Annotated in this window: 11 protein-coding genes; 3 read left to right on the top strand and 8 right to left on the bottom strand. The window is 63.5% G+C overall.

The features are described 5' to 3' along the window. The first annotated feature begins 7 nt into the window (after positions 1-7). The 3 genes from FO013_RS10205 to FO013_RS10195 all read left to right on the top strand — a co-directional run bounded on the left by FO013_RS10205 (position 8) and on the right by FO013_RS10195 (position 5001). Positions 8-2920 carry an ATP-dependent RNA helicase gene (locus FO013_RS10205; RefSeq protein ID WP_143922451.1) on the top strand — a complete coding sequence of 971 codons (2913 nt, stop codon included), beginning with the start codon at positions 8-10 and terminating at the stop codon, positions 2918-2920. Then, entirely contained in the window at positions 2917-3879 is a 963-nt protein-coding gene (locus FO013_RS10200) for a 3-methyladenine DNA glycosylase (RefSeq protein ID WP_143922450.1), read from the top strand. The genes FO013_RS10205 and FO013_RS10200 overlap by 4 nt, the downstream gene beginning before the upstream one ends. A 69-nt stretch (positions 3880-3948) precedes the next feature. Next, the gene (locus FO013_RS10195; RefSeq protein ID WP_143922449.1) at positions 3949-5001 is read left to right on the top strand and encodes a zinc-binding dehydrogenase; all 1053 of its coding nucleotides are present in this window, start codon (positions 3949-3951) and stop codon (positions 4999-5001) included. A 64-nt stretch (positions 5002-5065) separates the two neighbouring features. On the opposite strand, the gene FO013_RS10190 is transcribed toward FO013_RS10195, so the two are convergent. The 8 genes from FO013_RS10190 to FO013_RS10155 form a co-directional block, all read right to left on the bottom strand. Continuing rightward, the gene (locus tag FO013_RS10190; RefSeq protein WP_143922448.1) at positions 5066-5500 is read right to left on the bottom strand and encodes an HIT family protein; all 435 of its coding nucleotides are present in this window, start codon (positions 5498-5500) and stop codon (positions 5066-5068) included. Positions 5501-5515: 15 nt separating this feature from the next. Beyond that, positions 5516-6094, bottom strand: a complete 579-nt coding sequence (locus FO013_RS10185) for a maltokinase N-terminal cap-like domain-containing protein (protein ID WP_143922447.1) — start codon at positions 6092-6094, stop codon at positions 5516-5518. A gap of 1 nt (position 6095) precedes the next feature. Continuing rightward, positions 6096-6881 carry an FAD-dependent thymidylate synthase gene (gene thyX, locus FO013_RS10180; RefSeq protein WP_143922446.1) on the bottom strand — a complete coding sequence of 262 codons (786 nt, stop codon included), beginning with the start codon at positions 6879-6881 and terminating at the stop codon, positions 6096-6098. A 178-nt stretch (positions 6882-7059) separates the two neighbouring features. Further along, entirely contained in the window at positions 7060-7560 is a 501-nt protein-coding gene (locus FO013_RS10175) for a hypothetical protein (protein ID WP_143922445.1), read from the bottom strand. Next, positions 7557-8645, bottom strand: a complete 1089-nt coding sequence (locus tag FO013_RS10170; RefSeq protein WP_143922444.1) for a lipoate-protein ligase small subunit — start codon at positions 8643-8645, stop codon at positions 7557-7559. The genes FO013_RS10175 and FO013_RS10170 overlap by 4 nt, the downstream gene beginning before the upstream one ends. Positions 8646-8691: 46 nt before the next feature. Continuing rightward, entirely contained in the window at positions 8692-10956 is a 2265-nt protein-coding gene (locus FO013_RS10165; protein WP_143922443.1) for a prolyl oligopeptidase family serine peptidase, read from the bottom strand. Between the two features lie 26 nt (positions 10957-10982). Beyond that, positions 10983-11621: an N-acetyltransferase gene (locus FO013_RS10160; RefSeq protein WP_143922442.1), complete on the bottom strand. Its 639-nt coding sequence runs from the start codon at positions 11619-11621 to the stop codon at positions 10983-10985. 129 nt (positions 11622-11750) lie between these two features. Next, positions 11751-13229: an HNH endonuclease gene (locus tag FO013_RS10155; RefSeq protein WP_143922441.1), complete on the bottom strand. Its 1479-nt coding sequence runs from the start codon at positions 13227-13229 to the stop codon at positions 11751-11753. Positions 13230-13259: the final 30 nt, after the last annotated feature.

Here is a 13259-nt window from a genome sequence, read left to right as displayed (position 1 = left end):
TGGAGACATGCCCCCACCGCAACCTCCGAAGGCTGTGCACCGTTCGCAGCCGCTGCAGTCATCGAGTGAATCGGCCCGTCGGCGGCCCACCGACGCTGAACGTACATTCGCCCTGTCGAACATCGCCTCAGGTCTGCCCGCTGCGGCGCTCATCGACCAACTTGACGGTGCCCGGGTCGGCAGGTTCCCCCGCTTAGTCGTCGAGGCTCCACCCGGCACGGGAAAGACCACTCTGGTGCCCCCGCTCATCGCCGAGCATCTGTCCGGGAGGCTGACTGGGCCCGCCGATTCATCCACTGACCTGGGTCGAGTCATCGTCACTCAGCCAAGGCGCATGGCGGCTCGAGCAGCGGCCAGGCGACTGTCGACGCTGACGGGGACCCGCCTCGGCGAGGATGTCGGGTTCACGGTTCGCGGCGAGTCGCGCACCTCGGCGCGCACGAGGATCGAGTTCGTGACCACGGGAGTGCTGCTGAGTCGGCTGCTGCGCGATCCCGAGTTGGCGGGAGTCTCAGCGGTCATCCTCGATGAAGTGCACGAACGGCAGTTGGACACCGATCTGACGTTCGCGCTGTGTCGAGAGCTCATCGATCTGCGTGAGGACCTTGGTCTCGTCGTCATGTCGGCAACCCTCGATGCCAGGATGTGGGCGAGGCGCCTGGGCTCCGGGGACAGCACCGCCGGGGACAGCGCAGTCGAAGACTTCTCTGACGGGATCTCCTCCGACGGAGGCGGGGAGCCTGCGGTGCTGCTCTCGGTCGCCGCCGAGGTCCATCCCCTCGACATCAGGTGGGCACCGCCGAAACAGCGGCCGCTGGATGCACGCGGGGTGACCTGGGACTTCCTCGATCACATGGCGCGAACGACCATCGATGCCCTGTCTCGGCACGACAGTGGCGACGTGCTCGTGTTCGCCCCCGGTGCCCGGGAAGTCGAGGAGATCGCTTCACGGATCACCCGGTCGCCTCACACCGGTGCGGGAACAGAAGTCCACACACTGCTCGGACGCACTTCGGCCAAGGATCAGGATGCGATCCTGCGCCCCCATCCCGCCGAGGCTGGCCATCGTCGCGTGATTGTGTCGACCTCGGTCGCGGAGTCAGCTCTGACAGTTCCCGGAGTGAGCATCGTCGTCGACTCGGGGCTGGCCAGGGGTCCACGGTTGGACACTCGTCGTGGAATGTCGGGGCTGGTCACGACCCGCGAGTCCAAGGCCTCGGGAACCCAGCGTGGTGGTCGTGCCTCACGGCTGGGCCCGGGCACCGTCTATCGCTGCCTGTCCGAACCGGATTGGGCGAGTCTGCCCGAGCACACGCCGGCAGAAATTGCGACCTCCGATCTCACTTCGGCGGTCCTGACCCTCGCGGTGTGGGGCGGCGACACGGACCTGCTGCCGGATCCGATGCCAGAGGGCCCGCACCGCCTGGCCATAGAGAATCTCGTGGCCCTCGGGGCGATCGAGGTCGCAGAATCCGCAGTGATGACGGACGGTGAAGACAAGGCGAGCGCCGAGACTGGGGCGCTTGAGGACGCCGCTGTCACCGTGACGGAGCTGGGGCGGGCCATCGCCCGGATTCCCGCCTCCGTGTGGTCGGCGCGAGGTCTCTTCGACGGAGCCGCAATGCTGTCCCCGACCGCGGCAGCCGAGGCCATCGCTGTGATCGAATCCGAGCAGCGGGCTCCTGGCGCCGATCTCGTGGCCACCCTGCGCGAGCTGCGGCGCAGCAAGGACCGGCGGTTCACCCAGGATGTGAAGCGCTTCGCGGGCCTGGCCGCGGAGTTCTCGGATCCGCCCGGCCCTGCCGCACGCGACGCAGCCGGGCGGGACTATGCAGGGCGCGACACAGCCGTACGCGACACAGCAGGCCACCAAGCACAAGGCCACAGCTCAGTTCGGGGTGGTTCTCTGCGCCCTGATGATCTGGGTCTCGTGGTGGCGCTTGCCCACCCCCTGCAGATCGGACGGCTGCGCAGTTCCTCTGCTTCCGAGTATCTGCTGGCATCCGGAACGGCGGCGTCCCTGCCCCGGAACTCGTCTCTGCAGGGCAGCCCGTGGTTGGCGATCTCCGATGTCGGACTCTCGGGCGGTCGCGCCGTGATCAGGGCTGCTGTGGTCATCGACGAGGACACCGCTGAACTTGCAGGCGCCGGACTGATGGCGACCGAGGAGACTGCGACCTTCGATCAGGGGAAGGTGCGTGCGGTGCGCCGGACTCGCCTCGGCGGCATCGAACTCACTGCCACGCCGATCAAGGCGAGCCCGGATCTGGCTCGGTCGGCGATCGCAGCGTCTGTGCGCCAGCGCGGTGCCCGCGAGATTCTGCGGCCCAGCTGGGCATTCGAAGAGCTGCGGTCCCGATTGGGGCTGCTGCATGCCGTCTATGGGGCTCCGTGGCCGGACGTGCGCTGGTCGCGGCTGTCCCAGACCCTGATCGACTGGTGCCCGGCAGCCCTGGATCGGATCGCACGAGGGGCAGACCCGGGCAAGGTCGATCTGGTGTCGGCGCTGCGGACGCTCCTGCCCTGGCCGCAGGCGGCCCGCCTCGAGGAGTTGGTGCCGGTGAGCATCGAGGTGCCCAGCGGTTCACGGATCCGCCTCGACTACCCCGATCCCGACCTGGTGGATTCGGACTCCGAGTCCGAGCAGGGGCCGGTTCTCGCGGTCCGGCTCCAGGAGTGCTTCGGTTGGCAGACGGCTCCGAGCGTGTGTGAGAGCCGGGTGCCCGTGGTGGTCCACCTTCTGTCCCCCGCCCGCCGACCATTGGCCGTCACCAGCGATCTCGCATCCTTCTGGGCAAATGCGTATTCCCACGTCAGAGCAGAGAACCGCGGACGGTATCCGAAGCATTCATGGCCCGAGGATCCGCTGACGGCACCCCCGCTGCGCGGGACCAAACGGTCTGGGACAATGAAGCGGTGACCTCCACCGCCTCGCTGACAGCCGACAGCACCGACTTACTCGGTGCTGACAATGGTGCTGCCGAAGGAACCGCCGGTGCTGCGATCTGCGCGTCCAGGTGGCGCGCGTTGCGTGATCGTCACGCAACGCGGATCGCAGAGAGGACCGATGCGCACCTCGCCCGGCGCCTCAGGGGCGAGAAGCACCCGGTCGAGGACTTCCTGTTCACCTACTATCCGTTCAAAGCGGGTCAACTGGCCAAATGGAACCCCGGCCCCGGCGTGCGGCTCGAACTGGCCGATGACGCCGATCAGTCCTATTTCGACCGCCGCTGGTACGAAACGAACCCTGCTGGCACGGTCGCCGAGGTGGACGTCGAGGCCTGGCGCGAAGACCGGGGCGATGGGGCGAAGTTCATCGCCTCACTGCTCCAGTCGACCCTCCACCGTGAGGCGAACTTCGGGTGCTTCGGCATCCACGAATGGGCAATGGTCTACAAGCTCAGCGAAGAGCAGCGCCGCCACCAGCAGGTGCCGCTGCGTCTGAGCCATGAGGCCACCGATGCCGTCGTCGAGAGTCACCGGATCCAGTGCTCCCACCACGACGCGTTCCGCTTCTTCACCGAACCTGCCCGGCCCCGCAACACTCTTCAGCCCACCCGCGAGTCCATGGTGGCCAACGAACAGCCCGGCTGTCTGCACGCGGGCATGGACCTGTACAAATGGGCGATGAAGATCGGCCCCATCGCCCCCTCCGACCTCGTCGTCGATTGCTTCGATCTGGCGCTCGACATCCGCACCCTCGATATGGAGGCCTCGCCCTACGATCTGCGCGGATGGGGCTACGGAGTCGTCGCCATCGAAACCGCCGCGGGCAAGGCCGAGTACATGGACCGGCAGAAGGCCTTCTCCGAACGTGCGCAGGCTCTGCGGCAGCGACTGCTCGACGCTCTGAATCACGTCGGAATCCACGCCCGGTAGAGTTCGGCCGGCGAGCACACAGTGTGGACCGCGCTGTGCAGCAGGAACGCCACTGCATAGGATCGATGTGTGCGCGCAATCGTCTATGAAGAATTCTCTGTCCTCCCTCAGCTGAGAGACATCGAGCCTCCCTCCGCCCCCAGTTCTGGTGTCGTCATCGACGTCGAAGCCACCGGAGTGTGCCGCAGCGACCATCACGCCTGGTCAGGCCATGATTCGACGATCACTCTGCCCCACGTGCCCGGGCACGAGCTGGTCGGTCGCATCGCCTCGGCGGGGCCCCAGGTCACGAAATTCCACACCGGCCAGCGTGTGACCGTGCCATTCGTGTGCGGCTGCGGTCGCTGCCGGTGGTGCTTAAGCGGCAACGCACAGGTGTGTCCCGATCAGACTCAGCCGGGGTTCACTCACTTCGGTTCCTGGGCGGATCAGGTGGTCATCCACAACGCCGATGCCAACCTCATCGCTGTTCCGGACGATCTCCCCGCCTCGGCGATGGTGGGACTCGGCTGCCGATTCGCCACAGCCTTCCACGGACTGCGCGTGCGTGCGAACCTTCACGAGGGTGAGACAGTCGCCGTCTTCGGCTGCGGCGGAGTCGGCCTGTCTGCGATCATGATCGCCCGTGCCATCGGTGCTCGGGTTGTCGCGGTCGACGTCAGCGATGCTGCGCTCGACCGGGCGCGTGAGCATGGAGCCTCACACACGGTCAACGCCACCGGTCAGACCCCGGACGAACTATCCGCCGAGGTGATCGCGCAGTTCTCAGATCAATCCCCCGATGGTGTGGCGGTGAGCGTGGATGCCCTCGGCCGTGAGGACACGATCACTGCCGCGATCGCCTCGCTGGCACCCTTGGGTCGGCATGTGCAGATCGGGCTGCTGGCCGCGCCGCCTGTCGTCGACGTGGGGCGTGTCATCGGCCTCGAGCTCAGCGTGTTGGGTTCTCACGGGATGGCCGCGGCCGAATACCCGGAGATGTTGGACCTTGTCGTCGACGGCAAGTTGCGCCCGCAGGATCTGGTCACGAACATCATCGGGATCGAGGACGCGCCGGCGGCCATGGAGGCTCTGGGCTCGAACACCGGTTCGGGGATGACGATCATCGACCTCAATCGGTGAAATCGGGTCGTTGAGCCAGTCCACTCTGGCCGCTGATCTGGCGGATTCCGGTCGCTGAGTTGACTCAGCGATCCTCCAGCGCCGACCTCATCGACACTGCCAGGTCCTCGATCAGCTCGGCCTCACCGCGGACACCGGGTGCGAACGGCAGCCTGAGCCGATCCTTGCCCTTGTCGCGGTAGCGCGGGATGACGTGCATATGGAAGTGGAAAACCGACTGCCAGGCGTCCTTGCCGCAGCAGTTGAGCAGGTTGACTCCATCGGCACCCCAGACGTCGAAGGCCTGCTTCGCGATGCGCTGCGATTCGATCGCCACGTCGGCGAGGTCGGCGGGCGGGATGTCGCACAGATCGGTGCTGTGACTTTTCGGGACGACGAGCAGATGCCCGTCGGAGCCCGGCTGGATGTCCATGAACGCGAAGGTCGTGTCCGTCTCAGCGACCTTCGCGCTCGGCACGTCACCTGCGACGATCCCGCAGAACAGGCAGTCCTGACTCATCGGCGCATCAGCCCGTCACACCATGACGGCGAGGACGACCGCGGACTCCTGGCCCGACCAGCGGCCCAAGAGCAGTCCTGCATCAGATCCCTCAGCCGGAGAGTCGAGGTTGAGCTCATACAGCACCTGCACGTCTTCGGCACCGGCCAGCGGACCCGTGCCCCAGGCATGAGCCACATCGGTGATCTCTTCGATTCTGTTGCCCTCATCGTCGACGCGGTACTGCTTCGCAGACGTTCCAGCGGTGGCGATCGTGTGGTCCAGTCGCTGCCGGAAGAGAGGATCGCCCATCCCGGCGTAGACCCAGCGCTTGCCGAGGATGGAATGTTCCATGGTGGCGATCAGGTGCTTGTCGGCACCCGCCAACTCTGCGCCGCGGTAGGTCAGGGGCACCTGGAAGACTCGGTCACCGGCGGCGACGATGTGGATCTCGGCTCCAACCTTGCCTTCCGGATCATCCAACCGGTAGGAAGTGACCTTCTGCAGCGAGTCCGGAGCCACATCGGCCTCGGCTGCCCACGCCTGCTTGGTCAGCCAGGCAGAGATGACGTCGAGTTTCCCGGGGTTGAGTTCGGCCTTGTAGATGTCAGCCATGTTATGCCTTTCGGGTCCCGGGGATCCATTCCCCGTCGACCACTTCATAGTCGGAGAAGATCGCTGGGGCCTCTTCGAGCATGGCCTCACCGATCTTGTTGAACACCAGTCGGATCTCTTCCTCAGCACCCTTGGCGGTGCGCATCTCGATCACGTGACGAAGGGAGCGGAGGTTGGCGGTGTAGACGATGCCAGTGGCCAGGCCCTCGGGAGCGAAGCGACGCATGAAGGAAGTCATGTGCTTCTTGTGGGAGAACTTGGTGCTGGCTTCGTCGAGTTCGAAGTGCTCGGCCATCCACTTCTGGTGCTCTTCGAGCGTGTCGAGGACTTTGAGGGAGCGTTCCATGAGTTCCGAGTCCTCACGCGCCCATTCGGGGAACCAGAACGGAATGTCGGCCAGGCGGACGTAGCGCAGGGATTCCTGCGAGAACGCCGATCCTGCGCGGTGGCGGATCAGTTCGTGGGTGAGCACTCGCGAGACATTGTGCAGCACGAACGTGAAGTTCGCGTGTTCGAGCACCGAACCATGTTGGGAGGCGATGACGTTGCCCAGGTACTGGGCCGAATCCGTGCGCACACGGGATACATTCGGGTTCAGTCCCGGTTCCCATGAGCGGTAGCACATGCGTCCGGAGAACTCGAGCAGATCCTCGGCGTCGGGAGAATCAGCCTCTTCGACACGATCCGCCCAGGTAGTTCCGCCCACCTCGTCGAGGTATGTCCTCATCGATTCCCAGTCGATGCTGGGTTTTGCGAGCAGTTCTACGGACGGTTCGACCTGGCGCATGGCTCTCCTTGTGCAGGGTATGGCTTGATTGATTCCCAATCCTACAGACCAGATCGCCGAGGTGGTCCGACGGTCCGTGCCGAATGTTTCCAGACGCCTCCATCGCGCGCGAAAAAGCGAACTGTCAGGACGGCCGTTCCACCGCCGAGGAAAGTCGAGGGTTTCAGAGCATCATCCTTCATCGTCCTGTGGGCCCGTGAGGTCGTCTGCTCTGCCACTGGTCTCGGGCTTCCCGCCCCGTTCGGCCAGCCTTGACCAATGCCACGACGGCGCCGATTCCAAAGAACAGGAAGCCGATTGCTGCGACGACGAGCACCACGATCTGATGACCGCTCGCCCCGTGAGTCAGCGCTGATAAGAGTGTGAACATGAACAGGAGTCCCATCCCGAGCCCCATCAGCAACGCCACCCACAGCGTGAGCACGAAGGTGGTCCGAGAATTGGGGTCCCTGCGCATCAGGATGCCGCCGAGGAGACAGGCACCGAAGAAGACCAGACACACCAGGCTGATCAGGCGGAGAGCGCCGATGAACATACACAGCAACGAGACCGCCACGAACACGGCCGAGACGATGATGAGTACGGTTCCCTGCCGTCGCTCCCGGCGTTGCGATTCCACAGCAAGGGCCAGAGCTTGGTCCTGCCACCAGGGGCCTTGATTGCCTGGGGACACACTCACGGCACCCGGTGTGTCCACTTCTCGGTGCCGAACTTCTCGTCAACCAAGGCCTGAGCCTTTTCCAGTTCGTCAGCGGTGAAGGTGTCGAAGCTTGCCCCATAGCGGTCGGCGAAGGTGTTGGCCATGACGTCGATGATGTCCTTGCGGGCTTCGCCGGTCTGACTGCGGAGAGGGTCGACGCGCTTCTTGGCACTCGAGACTCCCTTGTCAGAGATCTTGGCCTCACCGATGCGCAGGACTTCGACCATCTTGTCGGCGTCGATGTCGTAGCTCATCGTCGCGTGGTGGAGAAGAGTGCCATCGCGCAGTCGCTTCTGTGCCGCACCGCCGATCTTGCCTCCGGTCGAGGAGATGTCATTGATCGGTTTGTAGAAGGCTTCCACACCGAGGCTCTTCAGCGCTGCCAGCACCCACTGGTCAAGGAAGACATATGACTCCTCGTAGTCGAGGCCGGCGACCAGCGAGGGCGGCACGAACATCGAATAGGTGATGCAGTTCCCGCCTTCCATGAACATCGCGCCCCCACCGGAGATGCGACGCACAACCTGCACGCCGTACTTCTCTACGCCTTCTGGGCGGAGTTCGTTGACATACGACTGGAAGGCTCCGATCACCGTGGCGGTGTCGTCCCACTCCCAGAATCGCAGCGTCGGTTTCCGACGTCCCGCCGCCACCTCCTCCAGCAGCACCTGGTCGAGTGCGACATTGACCTGTGTGGGCAGCACCTGGCCGCGGATGACCTGCCAGTCGAAGTCGGTGAAGTTCGCCGCCGACCCCAGAGCACGGCGGACGACGGTGGCGATATCCGAAGTGGAGAATCCGTGCATCGCCAGTTCAGAGCCGTACCCGGCGAGCGCCGCATCGAGGCGCTGCCGCAGATTCGCGTTGTCGGCGATGACGCTGGCGCCCACAAGAGCGGGGGCGAGGTCGAAATAGGCCTCTTCGGGTTCGAGGAAGAAGTCACCGGAGATTTTGACCTCGGTGATGTGCTTCCCGTCAGTCTCCACATCGGCGACCACAAGCTTCCCGCCGATGACCTTGTATTCGGCGTGATAACGCTCGGGTTCGTGCATATCGTTCGTCATGTTTCCAAACCTACTCTCGGGGCCCTCGTCGAAGCTGTGAACTTGCTCACTCGCCGGTCAGTGAGTTCCACAGAAACCGGTAGCTCAGGGCCCGGGTGAATGCCGCCTGTCTGTTGTCCGATGCCGCTGAGTGTCCCCCTTCCGTGTCTTCGAAGAACCACACATCCGAGATGCCGCGATCCTGCATCCGCGCAGCCATCTTGCGTGCCTGCACTGGTCCGACACGATCATCAGAGGTTGCCGTCCAGAACAGCACTGGCGGATAGTCTGCGCCGTCTTCGAGCAGATGATAGGGCGAGAACTTCTGGATGAACGCCCAGTCCTCGGCCACATCTGGGTCACCGTATTCGGCCGTCCACGAATAGCCGGCGCTCAGTCTGGTGTAGCGGCGCATGTCCAGAAGAGGCACTCCGCACGAGATCGCGCCGAAGAGCGCGGGGTGCTGCGTGAGCATGTTCCCCACCAGCAGCCCACCGTTCGATCCGCCGGCGCAGGCCAGTTTCGACGGGCTCGTCACCCCGCGTGTGATGAGGTCCAGGGCAACGGCGGCATAGTCCTCATAGGCTCGCATCCGGTTCTCCCGCATCGCCGAGGTGTGCCACCGTGGCCCGTATTCTCCACCGCCGCGGATGTTGGCGAGAACATAGACCCCACGACGTCCTGCGGGAATCGGTGCCTCGGCGTTCTCACCGGTCTGTCGATCGGCGGGATCGTGTCGGGTTTCAGCCGTCGTGCGACCCAACCAGCCGATGCCCATCACCGGGGAGTACACCGGAGTCCGGCTGACTTCGAAACCGCCGTAACCGTCCAGGAGGGTCGGATTGGTCCCATCCAGCACCAGCGTGCTGTCGGCGATCTGGAAGTAGGGGATCTTCGTCCCGTCCTCACTGGTGGCGAAGTGCTGTTCAACGATGAACCCGTCGCTGGGAAAGAGTGCTGGTGCCGACTTGATGACGGCGGGTTCACTGTCACGTTTCGAAGATTTCAGGCTCCCGTACGACAGGGTCGATGGAGTCAGAAACCCCGTGCTCACCAGCCAATAGTCGTTGGCGCTCGCGTCATCATGCTTGTCGACTGCTCCCAACCCGACCATGTGATTGGCGGGGACTCCTGGCAGGGAAGACGACGAGAAATCGTCATTCGGGTCAAGAACAGTCAGTTGCGACTGCACATCGGTCAGCAGTTCGAGGATCAGGTAGTCCCGTGTCCACGTCCATGACTGCAGGGCCGTGTGCTCATCCGGGGTGAAGATGACGGTCGGTGCGATTGTTCCGGCCTTCACCTCGGCGATGGCAGCGACGGCCAGACTTCCGGCCGGGACCGAGAAATCCTCATGAATCCACTCAGATTGGGGACGGAAGAGGACGTCGTCCTTCTCGAACCCGACTTCCACATCGGTCGGCACCTCGACGACGGTCCAGTTGTTCTCCCACACCGAGGCGACGGTTGAGACGGACCCCGACTCATCGGTGACTGCATCGAGGTCGATGAAGCTGAGCTGCGTATTGAAGAAGTCGATGGCATCGATGGCGAACGCCCTGTCAGTGACATCGGACGCTGCCGCTCCCACATCGCTGCCTACGAAGATGGCGACATGCTCGCGGGGCACTTCGGCGACGATCGGGGCAGCGGAGATGGCCTGTCCGCGTGTGAGGACACGTGCCTGACGCGGATAGGACGATGTGGTCAGTGAGTCTTCACCGGTATCGGTGGCGACGATGATCGTGTCATCGTCCAACCACGCGAAGCGAGTCTTCGCCGAGGGCAGGTCGAAGCCGCCGTCGACGAAGGTCTTGGTCACCAGGTCGAATTCGCGCACCCGGTGGGCGTCGCCACCGTCGGGAGACAGTGAGACGAGTGCTCGGGAATCGTCCGAACGACGCACCGAGGCTCCGGCCCATACCCAAGGCGTCTCCTCCGCTGCGCCGAGTTCGTCGAGGTCGATGAGGATCTCCCATTCGGGGGAATCCGAGACGTAGCTGTCCCATGTGGTTCGTCTCCACAGGCCTTTGGGATTGTTGGAGTCACGCCAGAAGTTGAAGTAGTGCTCACCGCGTTTGGCCACCATCGGGATCTTGCCCTCGGAGTCCAAGGCTGTCCGAATCTCTCCGGCGATGGAGTCAAACAGGTCGTCCTGGAACCGGGAGATGGTCTTCGCGTTCTGGTCCTTGACCCAGCCCATCTGTTCGTCACCGTGGATGTCTTCGAGCCACAGGTTCTCATCGTGTGGCATCGGGGCAGTGTTCTGCGACTCCGTGGCCGTGGTGGAGGTTTCGGTCTTCTGATTGTCTGCCGGAGCTTCTCTGCGCATGCCACCATCCTAGTGAACGGTCCGGCTCAGGCTGCTGGTCTGAACATCACCAGCCCCGGTTTGCCGTTGGGTGCCTGCGGCCCATAACCGAGCGTGAAGAAGCCGAGGCTCTCATAGAGTCGGCGGGCGGGGCTGTCGATGTCACTTGTCTGCAGCCAGCAGCTGTATCCGCTGATTCCGGCCAGCCACGTCTGCAGAGTGGCCCGTCCGAGACCAGAACTGCGCAGCTGAGGGTCACGTGCCAACAGGTTGAGCGCGAACGACCAATCGATCGTCGAAGCGGCGTCTCCGAGAGTCGATCGGAGCTCATGTGCCCAGTCGTAGTCCTGTTCCAGCCACGACCAGAAATGACCGTAGGCGATCGATCTTAAGCGGCCGTCGGATCGCCCTGCCACGACGAGGACCTGACCGTTTCGGACCGAGAGGTCGTAGAGGCTCCCGAACAGTGCCGCGTGCTTCGGATCTTCGCTCAAAGGAGGTTCGGCTGCCGCCATTGCGTAGAGTTCTTCGACCTCGTGGGGAGGAGGCAACATTCCCGGGATTCCGGCTGCGGAGCCGACGGGTTCCCAGCTTTGGCCCAGCCCGCCTGGCACGCCCCACACGAGTTCGACGTTGAGCTCTGCAGGTGAAGTTCCAAGAACTTCACGCTCGGCATATTCGTCCATGCTCCCAGCCTAGCCACGTCGGCAGTCGCGCAGTTGAACTCAGAGGGAATTCTCGCTGGGCGGCCAAGGACATGATGCTCTGCCAAGGACATGATGCTCTGCCCGGGACATGGTGCTGTGCCAGGTGAATCAGAGTGCAGAGGCGAATTCGGCTAGTTGTCCGACAAGGCACATCTCCACCTCGCTCGGCGGCTCTTCACGACGGTGCCACATATCTACCTTGAGGGATTCGAATCTTCCCTCAAGCCTCGGCGCTTCGACCTTTCGAAATGGAGGAATCCTCACTGTGAAGGTGTTGGGTGTGCTGGCTTCATCACACGTCTGGTCGTTGGCGAGGTTGGAGCGAGGTAGCTCACTGGAATTCGTCGTCGGGGTCCCGAGCGGTCTGGTGCCGATCTGATACCTGTGCCCTGTGGGAGTTCGTACGACCAGCTCTTCTGCTGTGGCCTCGTGTCGCCAACCTGGCAGCTCCTTGAGGAGGTTGCAGGCAGCGCAGAGTCCCGATGCATTGTCCCAGTCGGTCTCACCACCAGCGGCGAATGCCTGGGAGTGGTCTGCGTGTTTGATCTGGGCATCGCACCACGGTGATCGGCAGACGTCATCGCGGATCACCACCATGCGTCGTAGCAGTCCGGAGAATTCACGTCGCTTCGAGTCCATTCGGACCAGCTGTCCGTCGGACGGACGCGTGTACAACCTGCGGATGAAGACTGAGGCTTCGTTCTGAGCGATGAAGTCGCGTGCCGTCTTTGCCGGAATCGGGCCGAAGCCGGGAAACCATGCTGGAGTCTCGCCCGGGTCGAAGAGGCTGTTTTCATTCATCACCACGTGGACTTCGGTAGGAATAGCCTCAGCGCTGTCTTGGCCCGTTGTTCTCTCGACCAAGAGATCGGCCATGACCTGTCCTTGAGTTCGCCCTTCGGATTGTCCTGTCCCGACGATGGACTGTGCCGATTTCGACAGGCTGGTATACGCTGCCACAGCCTGCGACAGGGGCAGGAGCGCTGTCAGATAGGCCATGTTTCCTGGTGCAGGACGCACAGTGACGGCACGTTCTTCCACACATCTGTCGAGGTGTTCGACGGCTGCTTTCTGGTCGAGCTGCTGAGCCAGAGCGCGAACCTCGTTGCCGAGTCGACCGACACCCACCTCGGCGAGGCGGTCGGCCACCCGGTCATCGACCTGGTGACGCTTGTCTCTGGGAAGCCAATCGGTCTCCTTCACAACAACTCGCGCCTTCTCCTCCGAAATGGCTCCGCTCTTCAATGAGGCATAGGTCTTCGGCAGATCCAGCAACAAGGATCGGGCGAAGCCGAGCAGTCTGCTGCCTCTGGCCCGCGACACCTTCCGAGCCAAACCGATCTCGGCACCGAGGCCCTTGCCCTGCGTGCGGCTCGACATGCCTTCTTCGGCTTCGCGATTCCGACGGTGCATGTCGAATGTCAGCGTCTCTCTGGCCTGAGCTGCCGCACTCGCTGAGGTCAGTTCTTCCAGCGCAGTGATTCTGTCGATCGCTTCGTCCTCCGTCTGCGCGGGAGGCAGATCGGACAGCACTTCATGCCACCGATGAATTTCGGTGATCACGTCTGAAACCGACTCCGCTTCCATATCAATGACAGTAGCGGTCGGTCCTGACAC

The organism is Brevibacterium aurantiacum (assembly GCF_007558825.1).
Classification (GTDB): Bacteria; Actinomycetota; Actinomycetes; order Actinomycetales; family Brevibacteriaceae; genus Brevibacterium; species Brevibacterium aurantiacum_A.
This window is presented reverse-complemented; position numbering and strand designations above follow the sequence as displayed.